Origin of the sequence: Fictibacillus norfolkensis (assembly GCF_014836645.1) — a bacterium.
Lineage (GTDB): Bacteria > Bacillota > Bacilli > Bacillales > Fictibacillaceae > Fictibacillus > Fictibacillus norfolkensis.
In genome coordinates this window covers 23125-41023 of sequence record NZ_JACSQM010000006.1, presented here as the reverse complement: position 1 = coordinate 41023, position 17899 = coordinate 23125, and the positions used below count along the sequence as shown (strand labels likewise).

The 17899-nt window shown below is 42.2% G+C and carries 14 protein-coding genes; 3 read left to right on the top strand and 11 right to left on the bottom strand.

Annotated elements, in window-relative coordinates:
- Positions 1–5: 5 nt before the first annotated feature.
- The gene (locus H9648_RS13885) at positions 6–3089 is read right to left on the bottom strand and encodes an efflux RND transporter permease subunit (protein WP_191754402.1); all 3084 of its coding nucleotides are present in this window, start codon (positions 3087–3089) and stop codon (positions 6–8) included.
- A 93-nt stretch (positions 3090–3182) separates the two neighbouring features.
- On the opposite strand from H9648_RS13885, the gene H9648_RS13880 reads away from it, so the two are divergent.
- Both H9648_RS13880 and H9648_RS13875 read left to right on the top strand, forming a co-directional pair.
- Positions 3183–4016 (top strand): TetR/AcrR family transcriptional regulator, encoded by an 834-nt coding sequence (locus tag H9648_RS13880; protein ID WP_191754401.1) that lies wholly within the window; start codon positions 3183–3185, stop codon positions 4014–4016.
- Between the two features lie 127 nt (positions 4017–4143).
- Entirely contained in the window at positions 4144–5514 is a 1371-nt protein-coding gene (locus H9648_RS13875) for a short-chain fatty acid transporter (RefSeq protein ID WP_191754400.1), read from the top strand.
- A gap of 229 nt (positions 5515–5743) precedes the next feature.
- On the opposite strand, the gene gatB is transcribed toward H9648_RS13875, so the two are convergent.
- From gatB to pruA, 7 genes are all read right to left on the bottom strand, one after another.
- Positions 5744–7174 carry an Asp-tRNA(Asn)/Glu-tRNA(Gln) amidotransferase subunit GatB gene (gatB, locus tag H9648_RS13870; RefSeq protein ID WP_191754399.1) on the bottom strand — a complete coding sequence of 477 codons (1431 nt, stop codon included), beginning with the start codon at positions 7172–7174 and terminating at the stop codon, positions 5744–5746.
- A gap of 12 nt (positions 7175–7186) precedes the next feature.
- Positions 7187–8644: an Asp-tRNA(Asn)/Glu-tRNA(Gln) amidotransferase subunit GatA gene (gatA, locus tag H9648_RS13865; protein WP_191754398.1), complete on the bottom strand. Its 1458-nt coding sequence runs from the start codon at positions 8642–8644 to the stop codon at positions 7187–7189.
- Positions 8645–8659: 15 nt separating this feature from the next.
- The gene (gene gatC / locus H9648_RS13860) at positions 8660–8950 is read right to left on the bottom strand and encodes an Asp-tRNA(Asn)/Glu-tRNA(Gln) amidotransferase subunit GatC (protein ID WP_066390841.1); all 291 of its coding nucleotides are present in this window, start codon (positions 8948–8950) and stop codon (positions 8660–8662) included.
- Positions 8951–9058: 108 nt separating this feature from the next.
- Complete coding sequence (locus tag H9648_RS13855) at positions 9059–9286, bottom strand: hypothetical protein (protein ID WP_191754397.1); 228 nt, start codon at positions 9284–9286, stop codon at positions 9059–9061.
- Between the two features lie 55 nt (positions 9287–9341).
- Positions 9342–9596, bottom strand: a complete 255-nt coding sequence (locus H9648_RS13850) for a YciI family protein (protein ID WP_191754396.1) — start codon at positions 9594–9596, stop codon at positions 9342–9344.
- Positions 9597–9682: 86 nt separating this feature from the next.
- Positions 9683–10039, bottom strand: a complete 357-nt coding sequence (locus tag H9648_RS13845) for a DUF3905 domain-containing protein (protein ID WP_191754395.1) — start codon at positions 10037–10039, stop codon at positions 9683–9685.
- 195 nt (positions 10040–10234) lie between these two features.
- Positions 10235–11782, bottom strand: a complete 1548-nt coding sequence (gene pruA / locus H9648_RS13840; RefSeq protein WP_191754394.1) for an L-glutamate gamma-semialdehyde dehydrogenase — start codon at positions 11780–11782, stop codon at positions 10235–10237.
- A gap of 355 nt (positions 11783–12137) precedes the next feature.
- Between pruA and H9648_RS20720 the strand changes: the two genes are divergently transcribed.
- A complete protein-coding gene (locus H9648_RS20720; RefSeq protein WP_225218906.1) occupies positions 12138–12317 on the top strand; it encodes a hypothetical protein in 180 nt (59 codons plus the stop codon).
- Between the two features lie 29 nt (positions 12318–12346).
- On the opposite strand, the gene H9648_RS13835 is transcribed toward H9648_RS20720, so the two are convergent.
- Genes H9648_RS13835 through pcrA form a run of 3 tightly spaced genes read right to left on the bottom strand, consistent with a single transcriptional unit; the run spans position 12347 to position 17869 of the window.
- Positions 12347–13558: a CamS family sex pheromone protein gene (locus tag H9648_RS13835; RefSeq protein ID WP_191754393.1), complete on the bottom strand. Its 1212-nt coding sequence runs from the start codon at positions 13556–13558 to the stop codon at positions 12347–12349.
- 42 nt (positions 13559–13600) lie between these two features.
- Positions 13601–15607 carry an NAD-dependent DNA ligase LigA gene (gene ligA, locus H9648_RS13830; RefSeq protein WP_191754392.1) on the bottom strand — a complete coding sequence of 669 codons (2007 nt, stop codon included), beginning with the start codon at positions 15605–15607 and terminating at the stop codon, positions 13601–13603.
- A 21-nt stretch (positions 15608–15628) separates the two neighbouring features.
- Complete coding sequence (gene pcrA, locus H9648_RS13825; RefSeq protein WP_191754603.1) at positions 15629–17869, bottom strand: DNA helicase PcrA; 2241 nt, start codon at positions 17867–17869, stop codon at positions 15629–15631.
- Positions 17870–17899: the final 30 nt, after the last annotated feature.

Below are 17899 nucleotides of genomic sequence, written 5' to 3'. Positions count from 1 at the left end.
TCTTCTTAATTCTCTTCTACTTCTTTACGATTCTTTTTAAAGATTTTGGAGAGGACTTCATACACGATCGGCACGATGATCAGTGTCAATAGTGTAGAACTCGCTAAACCACCGATTACCGTAACGCCAAGACCTTTAGAGATCAGCCCGCCACCACCTGAGCCGACTGCCAACGGAATCAATGCTCCGATCGTTGCGATAGCTGTCATCAGGATCGGACGAAGACGTGTAGCACCAGCTTCTAGAATCGCATCACGCATACTCATTCCTTCACGTTCCATATGAATGATTCGGTCTACGAGTACGATGGCATTCGTTACAACGATACCGATCAACATCAACAGCCCCATCATAACCGATACGGAGATGGTCTCATCTGCAATCAATAGACCTACAAATGAACCAATCACAGCAAATGGAAGTGAGAACAGGATCGCAAACGGTGCGACACCTTCACGGAATGTTACGACAAGTATGAAATACACGATCGCGATTGCCGCAAGCATTGCCGCTCCAAGCTGTGTAAAGGTTTCGTTCATATCAGCCTGAACACCCGCCACTCCAACTGTAACTCCTTTTGGCATATCCAGTTTATCGATGTCTTTTTGGACTTCCGAAGTTGCTTTTGACATATCATCGCCAATTGCCTTACCAGAGACGGTAGCATAATACTCCCCTTTACTTCGGGCAAGGGTATTCAGTGTTGTTCCTTTTTCAACCGTAACAAGCTCAGATAACGGCATTGTCGTGCCTAGAGCTGTTGGTACCTGTCTTGCTAAAATATCATCAACGGATTTAGGTTGTTTCGTTTGCTCCTGCTGAACGATAACGTCTAGTGTATCTCCGTCTTTTTCAATCGTCGTTAAGACTTGGTCCGCTTTCATCGGATTCAGCATCATCACGATCTGACCTGTTGTTAGTCCATATTTTAGAATCTCATTTTGATCGACGTTAAACGTATGCTCGACGAACGCATCCTTCGCGCTTGAAGTAACATCCTCTAACTGATCGTTCTTCTTCATGGCTTCTTCTGCCATCTTCACCGCTTTATTGAGTTTATTCAGATCTTCACTGTAGAACGTATAGCTGACTTCATTTTCAGCTCCTGTTGGCGCAGCGAAGTTCTGACTCTTCCATTCGCCTGATTGACCAAGGTCAGCGACATAGTCTTCTATTTCATCTCGCACTTCTGGGAAGTTCTCCATTTCTGGATCAAAGATGAGGTACATGAGTGCCCCGCCTTCTCCTCCACCGGCCATAGCCATCATCGGATCTGCGTTATCTGAAACAGAAATTTGAACGATATCGATATAATCACGTTTTAACATCTTTTCTTCTAATGCTTCAACGTTTTTCAATGTTTCTTCTTTAAGCTCTCCAGCTTTCGGTGTATATGTTAAATACATAACTTTGTCTTCTTCACTGCCCATGAAACTGAAACCGATAATAGGCGTTAATGCTAAACTACCTGCAAGTAAAAGGACGGCCAAGATAGAAGTAATAATTTTATGATTAAGAGATTTATTAAGAATCCCTTTATACCATTTTGCTAATTTACCAGTTTCCTTATGGCTGCTTTCTGTCTTTTCGCTATACAGCTTCTTTTTAAACAAAAAGTGTGATAATGCTGGAACGATTGTTATGGCAACAATTAATGATGCACCCAGCGCAAATGTCATCGTCAACGCGAAAGGCGCAAACAGTTCGCCTACCATACCACCCACAAAGATAAGCGGAGCGAACACCGCAACCGTTACGAGTGTAGAAGAAAGGATCGGTTTGAACATCTCAATCGTCGCTTCTCTTATTAACGCACGTCCGTTCAATTTTTCTTCTTTCAAATGCAAACGTCGATATATATTTTCTACGACAACGATAGAGTCATCGATTACACGACCAATCGCAACCGTAATCGCACCTAGTGTCATAATGTTCAGTGTGATATCCATCCAGTTAAGGACCAATAACGCCATGAAGATTGAAACTGGGATAGAGATGATTGAAATGATCGTCGATTTAAAATCACGCAAGAATAAAAGAATGATCAGTACGGCAATCAATCCGCCAAATAATGCTTTTTCAATCATGGTTGCTACTGAATCTTCTATCGGCTTTCCTTGGTCGAGTGACACATCAATGACAAGACCATCTACTTTTGATTTTTCTTCTTTTATCAGCTCTTTAACACCATTCACGACATCAACCGTGTTAGCTTCCTGCTCTTTCACGATTTGAACAGCGATCGCTTCATCTCCGTTTGTTCTTGAGACGGATTCCACTTTACCTACCGTTTTGATATCAGCGATCTCACTAAGCTTTACAAACGGTGTTGGGTTTGTTGCAGATGGTGTTACCGGAATCATCATGTTCTTCAGTTCATCTGAAGTCATGAACTTTCCATCAACGGCAACTGCTTCTTCCCCTTTTTCAAACTCATACAGTCCTAATGAAACAGCCATGTTGCTTGCTTGAACCATTTCTTTTACTTTATCTTCTGTTAGTTCATACTGTTTCAGCTTATCTTTTTTATATGTAAGATCTACCTCTTCGATATGCTGACCCGTAATCTTTGCGGATGCCACACCATCAATTTTCTCAATCTTAGGAAGAATAATTTCTTCAACCGTTGATGTTAATTCAACGATATCCTCTTTCGTACTACTTACACTTAGTGCAGCAACTGGCATCATATTCATGCTGATCGCTGTTACAGTTGGCTCCTCAGCTGTTTCTGGCAATTCAACTGCATCCAGTGCAGATTGGAGCTCACGTTTTGCCTCGTCCATGTCTATCCCGTATTCGTACTCCACTTGGAGATTAGACATGTTCGAATAAGAATTTGAATAAACGGCTTTAACATCCTCAAGTCCTTCTACCGCTTTCTCGATCGGCATCGACACATCTTCCATTACTTTCTCTGGAGTAGCTCCAGGATAAACGTCCATCACCATCAAGTAAGGAATCGAAACATCCGGAATCGTTTCCATATTCATTCGTGTCCCTGAATAGATACCTGAGACTGTTATAATAATGGTAAGCAGCCATACAGCTAATTTATTCATCAAGACAAAATTAACTAAACCTTTCATTCATCCACCAACCCCTAATTGACTTATCCAACTCAATTATTTATACTAATGACTGATTGGTCATTTGTCAATGAATTACTTAGGAGCGATACAATGAGTAAGAAACAATTAATTATGGAAAGTGCCTTAGAACTTTTTGCGCAGCAAGGGTTTGACGCCACATCTGTACAACAGATCACAGAACACGCAGGTATCTCGAAAGGTGCATTCTATTTATCTTTTAAATCAAAAGACGAATTGATCAACGGTCTGATCGACCACTTTATGCTTAGTCTCATCTCAGATATTGACCAAGTAGTCAAAAATCACGAAAAAGATGCTGATCTTTTATACGAATTCTACCAAGCTGCGTTTCATTCATTTCAAAAACATTCTGATTTTGCCAAGATCTTTATTAAAGAACAGTCAAAAACCTTAAACGAAGAGCTTATCTCAAAAATACATCAATACGATAAACTCATTGATAATATCATTTTAGGTATGTTAGATCGCATATATGGGGAAGAAATCTCACAGACTCGTTATGATTTAATTTATTGTGTTAAGGGCTTTATTCATACATATTCACACCTGATCCTGTTCTTTGACGTTCCACTGGATCTTCATACATTGAGTCGCTCACTTGCAGAGAAAACAGCACTGCTTGCGGAGCATTCAGAGACGACGTTTATTACAGAAGAGCTTTACCATACAATTAATGAGCCTTTTCATGTTCATGTCACTAAGGATCAGCTGTTAGAAATGATGGAGCAAAAGATAGAGGAAGTGGATGATTCCACGTTAAAAGAATCATTGAATCTTCTGAAACAGCAGATAATAGAACCGAATCTCAGCCCTGCTATTGTAAAAGGCTTGATCTTAAACCTGAATAATCATCCAGCATGTAAGCAGATTGGTTATTTGATTCAGGATTGTTTGGATCTATAGCATAAGTTTCAAATTAATTTATTATAATTTTGAATCGTAGCAATTACGCTACGATTTTTTATTTTTAAAAGGTTAATTTTGTAAAAAGAAGAAGTATATACATAAAATAGGAAGGAGACTACTGATTATGAATAATACTGAGCTCAATTTTAAGAAAGAAAATCCTCAGAAAGGCGAAACACTTCTTACTAAAAGTGCTAGCTATTTATCTACTTGGTCTCACAAGTATGTACCTGACGCTTTTGTTATTGCGGTATTACTTACTTTGTTCGTATTCATTATTGCCTTTTTTATGAACCCTACTAAACCCCAAGAAATTATTAAATCTTGGGGAGATGGATTTTGGACTTATTTAGCGTTTACCATGCAAATGGTTTTATTAATGGTTACTGGCATGACTCTAGCAAGTGTTCCTTTTATGAATAGAGCTTTACAATCAATTGCTAAGTTAGCAAACTCCCCACAAAAGGCCTATATTTTAACATTTTTGATTAGTGCACTTGCCTATTATATAAACTGGGGATTAGCTGTGGTTGTTGGTGCTATTATGGCTAAAGAAGTTGCTTTAAAGAATCCTAAAGCTCATTTTCCTCTTTTAGTAGCTGCAGCCTATGCTCCTACTGCTCTATATAGCGCCGGTCTTTCCAGTTCAATAGGTTTAACAATAGCAACAGAAGATCATTTTCTTGCTGATGTTATGGGGGTTATACCAACCTCTGAAACAATTTTCAGTGCATCTACCATCATTATTTTTCTTTCACTTCTAATCACAATACCTATTATTATCGTACTCATAGCCCCTAAGAAAAACATTATAAGTCTTAATCCAAATCAATTTACAAAAGAAAAGATTGATAAGCCCTCCAAAGAAAACTTAACATTTGCAGAGAAACTTGAATGGACACCTCTTCTCGGTATTATCCTTGGCGCTATTGGCATAATCTATTGTGTCTACGAATTTAGTAATGATCGCAGCCTTGACTTAAATATTATTAACATTTTCTTTTTATCACTCGGTTTACTGTTGCATGGTTCTTTAAATAATTTCGCAAGAGGATTTAAAGAAGCCACTCAATCAATCTCGCCAATCATTCTCCAGTTTCCATTTTATGCAGGGATAATTGCTGTGCTAGGAAGTTCAGGTTTAGGAGCGGGTATAATTGAATGGATGTCATCCATAGCGTCTAAAGATACTTTTGATATTTTCACATATTGGTCAGCTGGATTAGTAAACTTACTTGCTCCTTCTGGTGGTGGTCAATGGGCCCTTCAAGGTCCTCTCCAAGTTCCTGCTGGTCTAAAACTAGGCGTAGACCCTGCTACAATTGCAATGGCTGTTGGCTGGGGAGATGCATGGACAAATTTAATTCAACCATTTTGGGCCCTCCCTCTTTTAGGAGTACTCGGTTTGAAGATAAAAGACATTATGGGATATTGTTTTATCCTTTGTATATGGGTCGGTATAGTTACAAGTGTACTCATGCTCTTTTTGTATTAAAGAAAAAAATCCTCCCGTAGTAACAGGAGGATTTTTTTGTTTTAGACTTTCTTCGTTGCAAGTTGATTGAAGTGTAAGGTGCGAGACTCCTGCGGGACAGGCGGGCGGGTGAGACACTTATACGTGAAACGTACGAATGTGGCTCACCGCCTGCCCCGCGGAAAGCGAGTACCTGGAACGGAAACCAACCACGCTCATAATCAACTGAGCAAACCAAAACAAGTCTTATTTATCTTTTTTTAAGCTCTTCAACAATCAACTTGTTCACAAGTGGAGGGTTTGCTTTCCCTTTTGTTTCTTTCATCACTTGTCCAACAAGGAATCCGACTGCTTTTTCTTTTCCGTCTTTATAATCCGCAACAGATTGCTCGTTCGCATCGAGGATCTTCACGACGATTTCTCGGATTGCTCCTTCGTCTGAGATCTGCACGAGACCTTTTTCTTTTACGATTTTCTCTGCGTCGCCACCGTTCTCGATCAACTCTTTGAAGACCGTCTTCGCGATCTTGTTAGAGATCGTTCCGTCAGCGATTAGCTTGATCATGCCAGCAAGACCTTCAGCAGTTAGAGCAGTCTGGTGAAGCTCCTTATTTTCGTTATTTAAGTACGCACTTACTTCACCCATGATCCAGTTGGATGCTTGCTTCGCATCTGCGCCAGCTGTGATCGTTGCTTCGAAGAAATCAGCCATCTCTTTTGTCATCGTTAATACTTTCGCATCATATTCAGGTAATCCGAAGTCACCAACATAACGCTTTTGACGAGCATCCGGAAGCTCCGGAATGTCTGATTTTACACGATCCATCCACTCTTCATCGATAAAAATGGATACGAGGTCAGGCTCTGGGAAGTAACGATAATCGTCAGATCCTTCTTTTACACGCATCAGGATCGTCGTTTTCGTCGCTTCATCATAACGACGAGTCTCTTGAAGAATCTCTCCTCCCGCTGAAACCACTTCACGTTGGCGTATTTCTTCATGTTCTAACCCTTTTTGTACAAAAGCAAACGAGTTTAAGTTCTTGAGCTCTGCTTTTGTTCCGAACTTCTCTTGACCAACCGGACGGATCGAGATGTTCGCGTCACAGCGCAACGAACCTTCTTCCATCTTACAGTCAGATACACCCGTGTATTGAATGATCGCTTTAAGCTTTTCTAAATACGCGTAAGCTTCTTCAGGCGTACGAATATCTGGCTCAGAGACGATCTCAACAAGAGGGGTTCCTTGACGGTTTAAATCGACAAGTGATCCGTCTGCTGTATGAGTCAACTTACCTGCATCCTCTTCCATATGGATACGCGTAATACCGATTTTCTTTTTCTTTCCGCCAACTTCGATCTCAATCCAGCCGTGTTCACCGATCGGCTTATCAAACTGTGACACTTGATAAGCTTTCGGATTGTCTGGATAAAAGTAGTTTTTGCGGTCAAATTTTGTTTCTTTATTGATTTCACAGTTAAGAGCAAGTGCAGCACGCATCGAAAAATCTACAGCTTGATGGTTCACAACAGGCAATACGCCAGGATGTCCTAAGCAGATCGGACACACATTCGTGTTTGGCGGAGCACCAAAGTTTGTAGAACAGCCGCAGAAAATCTTAGTGTTCGTTTTTAACTCCACGTGTACTTCTAATCCAATTATCGTTTCAAATTCGCTCATTTTCTGCACCCCCTACAGCTTCGGCTTTTCTTTGTGATGATCTGTTGCTTGTTCAAACGCATGCGCTACGCGATAAATCGTGCTCTCGTCAAAATGCTTTCCGATGATCTGAAGTCCGATCGGCAGTCCATCTGAGAACCCACAAGGTACAGAGATAGCAGGCACACCCGCTAAGTTAACCGGAATTGTTAAGATATCGTTCATGTACATCGTTAACGGATCTTTCGTCATCGATCCACATTTAAACGATGCAGATGGTGTTGTCGGCCCGATGATTACATCGTATTTTTCAAAAATGTTCGTAAAGTCTTCTTTAATCAGCGTACGAACTTTTTGTGCTTTTTTATAATAAGCATCGTAGTATCCAGAGCTTAACGCGAACGTTCCAAGCATGATGCGGCGTTTTACTTCCTCACCAAATCCTTCGCTTCTAGACTGCTTGTACATCTCGATCAAGTTCTCACTGTTATCTGAACGCAGTCCGTAACGAACGCCATCAAAGCGTGAAAGGTTAGCAGAAGCTTCAGATGATGACAGCAAATAGTACGTTGCAAGAGCATAACGAGAATGCGGCAGAGATACTTCCTCCCATGTCGCTCCAAGTCCTTCAAGTACTTTTAGAGCTTCCATCACGCGCTCTTTTACGCCAGGCTCTACACCTTCACCTAAGTATTCTTTTGGAACCGCGATCTTAAGTCCTTTTACATCACCTGTAAAAGAAGCCAGGTAATCTGGGATGTCCACTTTTGCAGAAGTAGAATCCATCGGATCGTTTCCTGCAATGGCTTGCAGCAAATATGCGTTGTCTTCAACGTTACGGGTTACAGGACCGATCTGGTCGAGTGAGGACGCAAACGCGACTAGGCCGTAACGAGAAACAAGTCCGTACGTCGGCTTCAATCCAACAACACCACAGAAAGCAGCAGGCTGACGGATCGAGCCACCTGTATCAGAGCCCAGTGAGAAAAGAACTTCTCCAGCTGATACGGATGCCGCAGACGCACCGGATGAACCTCCTGGTACACAAGAAAGATCCCATGGGTTATGTGTTGGGTGGAACCCTGAGTTCTCGTTTGATGAACCCATCGCAAATTCATCCATGTTCAATTTTCCGATCGTGATCGTGTCCGCTTGATTCAAGCGTTCCACAACGGTTGCATCATAGATCGGTTCAAAGTTTTCTAAAATGCGGGACGCACATGTTGTACGAATCCCTTTTGTTACGATGTTATCCTTGATTCCAATCGGCATACCAAAGAGCAGTCCTCTATCAGCACCGGAAACGAGCTTTTCATCTAATTGTTTAGCCTTAATGCGGCTGTATTCTTCATTTAGGGTTAAAAACGCCTTTACTTTACCATCTACTTGATGAATGCGGTCAAAGGTCGCATCGACAATGTCAGTTACACTCAAATCTTTTGTATGTAATAACTGATGCAGTTCTGAGATCTTTTTATCTAAAATCGACATACGTGGTCTTTCCTCCTACTCCAAAATGTTCGGAACTTTAAACTGGCCATCTCTTTCTGAAGGCGCATTTTTCATCGCCTCATCCACTGATACAGAATTTCTCACTTCGTCTTTGCGAAGGATATTCTTCAGTTCCAGAACGTGTGTAGTCGGCTCCACGTTATCTGTATCGAGTTCGTTCAGTTCTTCAGCAAACCCGATGATCTTATCTAATTGTTCAGTCAGCAATTCGGCTTCTTCCTCCGTAACCGCTAACCTGGCTAAATGCGCCACGTGCTTCACTTGATCTTTCGAAATTCGAGACAAGCATGCCACCTCCAAGACTTTCTATACGAAAAGTATTATTCTGATGATAACAAAAAGCTTGCCCTGTAAGCAACTTGAGGAGGGAAGATTCACGGAATTGAGTTATTTTTATGGGGTTTGTGTGGTCTGCAGATTTGTTTGCGGGATTTTAGCTTGTTTTACGGTACGTGTTTTTATATTTTTTACGCGTTCGCCGGTAATTTGGTTCTTTCCACCTGTAATCGCTTTGTTTTCGCCGGTAAAAGGGTTGTGAGCACCGCTAAGACGAGCGTGACCACCTGAGATTGCTCTGCCACCACCTGAGGACGGCGTTCGTGCAGTCCGAACAGCCCTCAAAATAGAAAAAAGAATCTACTTTTATGTAGATTCTTCCATATTGGTAGTGAAATCTTTAAATTCCCCACTCATGAAGCTCTAAGCGGCGCACACCTTCTTTTACGTAAGGGTCTTCTTCTGCTAATTGTTTCGCTTCATCTAATGACTCCGCTGTATAAACGACCATGCCGCCTGCTCCGTCTAAGAATGGTCCTTTTAGATGAACTTTATCTTGTGCCACAAGCTCCGCTAGGTAATCTAAGTGAGCCTGACGAAACTCTTGATTGAGCTCTGGTTTTTCCATATGTAAAATTGCTGCGAAATATGCCATGTGTGTTACCTCCCTCATTATTATTCTCATCTTACTATAGTCCGCTCTTAGCACAAAAGAAAAACATCTGATGAGGACCAGATGTCTTAATCTTTTCCGTAGCTCGAGTCTTTCGTTGGATGGCGAAGCATACCTTCTTTGGGCGGTGCTTTCTTTTCGATGAGGTCGCGGTTCATGTTCGTGTTCCAACCGATATCATTGGTCGGATGCACCCACTCATCTCCTGCCATAATTTCAGGATCCGTGTCCGTACTCCAATTGTTGAGAGGAGAATTCTCTGAATCGTAAAAACTGTCTCCGATCACGACACCATGCTCGTTTACAAACGGCGCTTCCATCTTCATCCCTGTACCTTTAAAATCAGGAGAACTGATCTGATGAGGCAGCGTTTCATCCAAATTGACATCAGGAACACTCTTCTTTTGCTCTTTATCTTTTGACATCTTCACACCTGCTTCCATATCGTTATACGATTAACTTCTCCTGAAGCGGCGTGTACAATCCATTTTTTTGTTTGCAGATTGTGTGAAGACTTATAAATTTTTTTGAGGACTTATAAATTCTGAAGAAGACTTATAAATGGAAATTCTCACAGAAAAAAACCCTTTCTCAGGCGAGAAAGGGCACAATTTTAAAGATTAAAGTGTTTCGGAAGTTGTTTTTGCTTGCATGTGAAGTGTTAGGTAGTCTGGGCCACCCGCTTTTGAGTCAGTACCAGACATGTTGAATCCGCCGAACGGCTGGTATCCAACGATTGCGCCTGTACATCCGCGGTTGATGTAGAAGTTACCAACATGGAACTCTTCACGCGCGCGCTCGATGTGCTCACGAGTATTAGAAAGAAGTGCACCTGTTAGACCGTAATCTGTGTTGTTTGCGATTTCCATCATGTGATCGAAGTCACGTGCTTTACATACAGCTACAACTGGTCCGAAGATCTCTTCTTGCATCAAGCGAGCTTTTTCATCTACATCAGCAAAGATTGTAGGCTGGATGAAGTAACCTTTAGAGTCGTCGCCTTCTCCACCAGTCATCAGACGGCCTTCTTCTTTTCCGATCTCGATGTACTTCATGATTTTGTTGAAAGAAGCTTGGTCGATTACTGGTCCCATGTATGTGCCAACTTCTTCAGGGCTACCCATCGTTAATGTTTTCGTAAGAGCTACTGCTTTTTCTAAAACTTCGTCGTAAACGTCTTGGTGGATAACTGCACGAGATCCAGCAGAACATTTTTGTCCAGAGAATCCGAACGCTGAATAAACGATTGAGCTTGCTGCTAATTCAAGATCAGCATCACGGTCAACAACTACTGTGTCTTTTCCGCCCATTTCAGCGATTACACGCTTCAGCCAGATTTGGCCTGGGTGTACTTTTGCTGCGCGCTCATAAATACGGCAACCAACTTCACGAGAACCTGTGAACGATACGAAGCGAGTTTTCGGGTGGTCTACTAAGTAGTCACCGATCTCAGCACCGCTGCCAGGAACAAAGTTAAGTACGCCTGCTGGAAGTCCTGCTTCTTCCATCACTTGTACGAACATTGCTGCAATAATTGGCGTTGAGTTCGCAGGCTTTAACAATACTGTGTTACCTGTAACAAACGCCGCTGCTGCAGTACCTGCCATGATCGCAAACGGGAAGTTGAATGGAGAGATTACGATACCTACTCCAAGTGGAATATAGTTAAATTTATTAATTTCGCCGTCACGGCTTACAACTGGTTGTCCAGCTTTAAGCTTGATCGCTTGGCGTGCATAGTATTCTAAAAAGTCGATCGCTTCCGCTGTATCAGCGTCAGCTTCTTTCCATGGCTTACCTGCTTCTTTTGTAAGCATAGCGGAGAATTCATATTTACGGCGGCGGATGATCGCTGCTGCACGGAACAAGATGTTCGCGCGGTGTTCAGGATCCCACTTTTTCCAAGATTCAAAAGCTGTTAATGCAGCTTGCATCGCTTGCTCAGCGTGATCTTGAGTCGCTTTGGAAACAGATCCAATCACTTCTTCTTTGTTAGCTGGATTTATAGAAACAATCTTTTCGTCTGTCGTGATCTTTTCACTGCCGATAACAAGCGGAAACTCTGTACCAAGCTTTGAGTTAATTACCTTTAACCCTGCTTCGTAAGCTTCCTTGTTCGCAGGAACTGAAAAATCCATAAATGGTTCATGACGGTATTCACGTGTCATAATAAATTCCCCTCCTATTAAAGCGTTTTCATTATTCGGTTTCCCACGTTCATTCTACATGAACATAGCGGTTTGTTCAAACAAACTGATAATAGTCAGAATTCTTTATTTTCAAGGGATATCGTACATTTTTGTATCTTTTTTCTTTGTAGTGAATGATTAGTGAATTTTTCCTTGATTTGCTTAGAAGATTTAGGTGTTATACGAATAAATATGAGCTTTGTTCGTTTTGAAGTATATTTTTCCATGATCTACAAAAATGTCATTGTAAGTGGTTCACTTTGTTCAATTTAGTTCCGTTTTGTATTGCGGAGAGCTGTCTTCAGGTGGTAGCAATACAATCTCAGGTGGTCACATGCGTGGTAGCAGTGCTCACAACCACTTTACAGGTGAAAATAAAGCATTTTCAGGTGGAAACAACTCATTTAGCGGTGAACACGTAACAAATATAAAAACACGTACCGTAAAATCGCAAAACTATAGTACGGGCTGCATACCAAAGAACCTCTCACCTTGTCAGTTAAAAACCCACTAACCATAACGGTAGTGGGCTTTCAAACATCATTATTTACGATAAATATGCACAAAAGGTTCTTCTTGTGTTGTTTCGTCCTTCACGATAAGCGCCTCTGGCTGATCAACTGCTGAGCCGATGTATACTTCTACCGGCACGTTCGGCAACTCTCCTAGTGCGGATGTTGCTACGAACTGGGTAAAGGAGATGATCTCTGCTTTACCGCGGAACTGAACAGGAATCTCAATCGTCAATCGCTCAAGGTTACCGTCTTTATAATAGCCTTTCCCAATTACTCCGATATAGTTAGGGAAATACTCCTGAACCTTAGATTTAAAGGTAGTGAATTTTTCGTAGTCACTTCGTTTCTTTTTTGAAGCTGCATCAGATGGGAACAGCACATAATCTTCATCTACATCTTCCCATGAACTTACTGAATTGCTTCCTTTTTTCACTACGCCTGAAGCAAAGAAGTTTCCTGGCGTTACAGAATCGCGCTCTTCTTCTTGATAAAGAGCAAAGACGATCGGCACATCCTTAAGTTTTGGATCTGTGCGCAAACGGCTTGCGACTTGTCCAGCAATCTTTTGTGCTTCTTGTTTCACTTTTTCACGCTGGAGCTTCACTTCACCAGGATAGATCAAGCCTTGTTGATTAACGTCATAGTAGTACGTGGAGTTAAAGGATAAACCGACTACCACACCACCAAGCTTTACTTTTCCATCACCACTTTGAACAAGATAGTTATGTTCAAGAACATATGAAAGATACTTAGGGTTGTTCTTGTTTGCTTCTAGCATCTTATCTTTAAACCCTGGATCACCTTCGTCTACTTTAACACCCAGCTTAGGGTTCAATCCTGTTTGATCAAGCTTGCTCTTGCTTTTTCCAGGTTCTTCATCTGCTCTTTTCAGCCAGTTCGTAACCGTGGGCTCATTTAAGATCTGTCCTTCTTGGAAAAAGTACTTGTCTGTACTGAATGTATCTTGAGCGATGCGCATTAAGCCCATCTCGAACTCGTTGATATCAAGCCGATTATCAACGCCATAACGGATTACACCGCGGGCACCACCTGGTTCGAACGGAAAAATACTTCGATAGTACTTTTCACCAGTGTTAATCTCCCCTGTTATAATCGCTTTCTCATCTTTTTTGCCCTTTTCTTGCACGATCTTTTCTTCTTTTTCCAGCTCGTCGCCACCTAAGCAGCCTGTCAAAAGAAGTAAAGTACTTAAGAAAAGGAGCCCAACCCGTTTCATCATCACGGACACTCCTCTAGTATTGTTGGTTAGCTCTCGCCAATCTTATTTGTTAAGCTCGTCCACCAATTTCTGCTCATCCCAAACCTCAATACCAAGGGTCTTCGCTTTATCAAGCTTAGATCCGGCATCTTCTCCTGCGATCAGCATATCTGTATTCTTACTCACGCTTCCAGTCACTTTCGCTCCTAGGCGCTCCAATTTTTCTTTTGCATCATTACGAGTCAGAATCGAAAGTTTACCTGTTAACACCACCGTTTTTCCTGCAAACGGTGTATCCAGATCTTCAACTTTCACGAGTTTCGGACCTTTGTAATCCATGTTCATGCCTAAAGTTTTAAGCTCTGCTACGAGCTCGTGTACTTCTGGCTTCGAAAAATAAAGCAGGATAGAGTCAGCCATCTTTTCACCGATCTCTTCAACAGCTAACAGCTCTTCTTTAGAAGCACTCATCAAACCATCCATCGATTCAAAACGCTGTGCGATCGTCTTTGCCGCTTTCGCTCCGACATGACGAATGCCAAGCCCGAACAAAAGGCGCTCTAAAGAATTCTCTTTCGACTTCTCGATCGCTGCGAGCAGATTATCTACCGACTTCTCACCCATACGCTCTAATTCTAACAGTTTCTCGCGCTCTAGCTTAAACAAATCGGCAAAGTTTTGTATTAATTTTTCCTTGAACAGCTGTGCGACTACCTTTTCACCAAGCCCATCAATGTTCATGGCGTTTCGCGATACAAAGTGAATGAATCCTTCTCGAATCTGTGCCGGACATTGCGGATTTAAACAGCGTAATGCTACTTCCCCGTCTAAACGCTCTAGCTTGCTGTCGCACTCTGGGCATTCGGTCGGCATATTAAAGTCAATTTCATCACCAGTTCGGCGCTCCGTGATCACATTCACGACTTCCGGAATGATGTCCCCGGCTTTTTTTACCACAACATAATCGCCGAGCTTGATATCTTTTTCACGGATCAAGTCTTCATTATGTAACGAAGCACGCTTTACAGTCGTTCCCGCGACTAATACAGGCTGCAGCAGTGCAGTCGGAGTAACGACACCCGTACGTCCGACGTTCAACTCGATGCCTTCTAGCTTTGTTACAACCTCTTCAGCAGGAAACTTGTACGCGATCGCCCAGCGCGGGTTCTTCGCCGTGAATCCTAGTTCCTCTTGCTGATAAAGAGAGTTTACCTTGATTACGATCCCATCGATCTCATACGGAAGGTCTGGTCGCTTCTCCTGCCAGCTGTTCACATATTCAATGACTTCTTCGATGTTTGCGCATTTCTTCCACTCAGGGTTCGTTTTAAAACCTAAGTGGTTTAAGTACGTTAAGCTTTCGTCGTGCGAATCAACTGAATGACCCTCAAGCTTTCCTACACCATAAACAAAAATATCGAGGTTACGGCTCGCCGCAATCTTTGGATCGAGCTGACGCAGGGAACCCGCTGCTGCATTCCGTGGATTCGCAAAGAGCTCTTGTCCTTCTTCTTCTCGATGTGCATTCAGCTTTTGGAAAGATTTTTTCGGCATGAACGCCTCGCCTCGTACTTCGAGCATCACATCTTCTTTTAACTTAAATGGAATAGAACGGATCGTTTTTAAATTATTCGTTATATCCTCACCGATTGTGCCGTCTCCGCGTGTAGCGCCACGAACGAAACGACCATCTTGATATGTGAGGGATACGGCTAGACCGTCGATTTTAAGCTCAGCTACATACGATACGTTGGAACCTACACCATCTCTTACACGACGGTCAAAATCACGAAGATCTTGATCATTGAAAGCATTGCCGAGGCTCAGCATCGGTACGGTATGTTCCACTTTTTCAAAAAAGTCCAAAACAGCACCGCCTACACGTGATGTAGGCGAGTGCTCGTCATGAAGTTCTGGATGATTGTTCTCAAGTTCGATCAGCTCTTTCATAAGCTGATCATATTCAGCATCAGGTACAGACGGCTTGTCTAGTACATGATATTCATAATTATATTTTTCTAGCATTTCCCGGAGTTCCAGGATGCGTTCCTTTGCTTGTTCTTCGTTCAACCCGTTCCACTCCTTCTTTTCTTACGCTTTTTCAATCGGGGCAAATTTAGCAAGCAGTCTTTTCACACCTACAGGCTGCGGAAATGCGATGTCGAGTTCCATTGAATCTCCTGAACCGCGCATACTTACAACCGTTCCTGTTTCCCATTTGCGGTGTTTGACTTTGTCGCCTACTCTCCATTCCAGTTTTTCCCCACCAGAAGATTGATAGACAGGTGTAACCATTTTCTTTTTCGGTGACATGAACGATGGCGTTGAGCCTCCACCTGAACGAGCACTTGCTCCCCACGGAACAGATGGTTTTTCTTTTACTTCTGTCTCGATAAGATCTTCAGGGACCTCAGCGATAAAACGAGATTCTGGATTTGTCGTCGTACGTCCATAAAGGGTACGCATTCTAGCATTTGTTAAGAATAATTCTTCTTCCGCACGCGTGATTCCAACGTATGCAAGACGACGTTCTTCTTCCATTTCATTCTCTTCAAAAAGTGCACGACTATGCGGGAATACCCCTTCTTCAAGTCCCATCAAGAAGACCATCGGAAACTCCAGACCTTTAGCAGAGTGAAGGGTCATCAGTACGACTGATTCTTTCGGCTTGTCATCTGCTGCATCTTCATCGAGCTTATCAATATCTGCAACAAGTGCCAGATCAGTTAAGAAGGCGATCAATGATTTATCATCTTGTTTCTTTTCAAAGTCTTGCGTAACAGAAATAAACTCATCGATATTTTCTAACCGGCTTTGTGCTTCGATCGTTTTCTCTGCTTTTAGCGCATCACGATAGCCCGTCTTGCTAAGCACTTCTTCTGTTAGTTCGGTCACAGAAAGAAATTCCTGCTGACGCGTCCAGTTCGTAACAAACTCAGAGAATTCTCTTAAAGAGTTTGTTGCACGCGCACTTAGACCGATCTGCTCCACTTCTTGAAGCGCTTGATACATGGAGAGATCATTGTTTGCTGCATACTGTGCCACTTTATCCATAGAAGACGCACCGATTCCGCGCTTCGGTACATTTACGATGCGCTGCAGAGAAATATCATCGTCTGGATTCGAAATCAATCGAAGGTACGCCAAGATGTCTTTGATCTCTTTTCTGTCATAGAACTTTGTCCCGCCGACGATATTGTACGGAATGTTGGATTTGATCAAAACTTCCTCAATCACACGAGATTGAGCATTCGTTCGGTACAGAATCGCGATGTCATTATACGAACGTTTGCCTGATGATACAGCTTCACGGATCTTACCTGTTACGTAATAGCTCTCACCCTGCTCATCATCACCTTGGTAGTAAGTGATACTAGCTCCATCCGTATTATCTGTCCAAAGATTCTTTGGCTTACGGTTCATGTTGTTTTCAATTACTTTATTAGCTGCTTGAAGAATTTTTTTCGTAGAACGATAGTTTTGTTCTAATAGAATAACTTCAGTATCGTTATAGTCTTTTTCAAACGATAGAATGTTCGCGATATCCGCGCCACGCCAGCCATAGATCGACTGATCCGAGTCCCCTACAACACAAAGGTTGCGGAATCGATCAGCTAGCATCTTCACGAGCATATACTGCGCCCTGTTCGTATCTTGATACTCATCAACATGAATATATTGAAACTTGCGTTGATAAAACTCGAGTACTTCAGGTACTTTTGCGAAAAGCTGGATCGTCGTCATGATCAGATCGTCAAAATCTAACGCCTGATTCTTGCGCAGTCGCTTTTCATAGCCTTCATAAACTTCTTGGACAACACCTTCAAAGTGCCCGTTCGCCACTTTTGCAAAATCCGCTGCAGTTTTTAGTTCGTTCTTTAAAGAAGAAATCGCGCTTAATATTCCGCGAGGTTCGTATTTTTTGGGATCATAGTTCAGATCTTTCAATACCGCTTTTACAACAGACAATTGATCTGTCGCATCTAAAATCGTAAAGTTACGGTTAATTCCGATTCGATCAATATCACGGCGTAAAATTCTTACGCACATCGAGTGGAACGTAGAAATCCAGATTTCTTCTGCTACAGGTCCTGTAATCTTTGCAACCCTTTCCTTCATCTCTCGTGCTGCTTTATTTGTAAACGTGATCGCAAGAATGTTCCATGGCGCCACTTCTTTTTCCATCATTAAATAAGCGATACGATGTGTTAACACTCTTGTCTTACCGCTTCCCGCTCCAGCCATCAATAACAACGGCCCGTCTGTATGTTTTACTGCAGCTCTCTGCTCAGGATTCAATCCTGATAAAAGCTTTTCAATCATTTGATGCATACTCATTCTTCATTCACCGCCCGAACATAT

Coding starts and splice junctions, on each gene's coding strand:
- H9648_RS13880 (WP_191754401.1), top strand. CDS start 3,183: ATGAGTAAGAAACAATTAATTATGGAAAGTGCCTTAGAACTTTTTGCG.
- pcrA (WP_191754603.1), bottom strand. CDS start 17,869: ATGCATCAAATGATTGAAAAGCTTTTATCAGGATTGAATCCTGAGCAG.
- H9648_RS20720 (WP_225218906.1), top strand. CDS start 12,138: ATGCGTGGTAGCAGTGCTCACAACCACTTTACAGGTGAAAATAAAGCA.
- H9648_RS13845 (WP_191754395.1), bottom strand. CDS start 10,039: ATGTCAAAAGATAAAGAGCAAAAGAAGAGTGTTCCTGATGTCAATTTG.
- H9648_RS13885 (WP_191754402.1), bottom strand. CDS start 3,089: ATGAAAGGTTTAGTTAATTTTGTCTTGATGAATAAATTAGCTGTATGG.
- gatB (WP_191754399.1), bottom strand. CDS start 7,174: ATGAGCGAATTTGAAACGATAATTGGATTAGAAGTACACGTGGAGTTA.
- H9648_RS13875 (WP_191754400.1), top strand. CDS start 4,144: ATGAATAATACTGAGCTCAATTTTAAGAAAGAAAATCCTCAGAAAGGC.
- H9648_RS13835 (WP_191754393.1), bottom strand. CDS start 13,558: ATGATGAAACGGGTTGGGCTCCTTTTCTTAAGTACTTTACTTCTTTTG.
- gatA (WP_191754398.1), bottom strand. CDS start 8,644: ATGTCGATTTTAGATAAAAAGATCTCAGAACTGCATCAGTTATTACAT.
- H9648_RS13850 (WP_191754396.1), bottom strand. CDS start 9,596: ATGGCATATTTCGCAGCAATTTTACATATGGAAAAACCAGAGCTCAAT.
- pruA (WP_191754394.1), bottom strand. CDS start 11,782: ATGACACGTGAATACCGTCATGAACCATTTATGGATTTTTCAGTTCCT.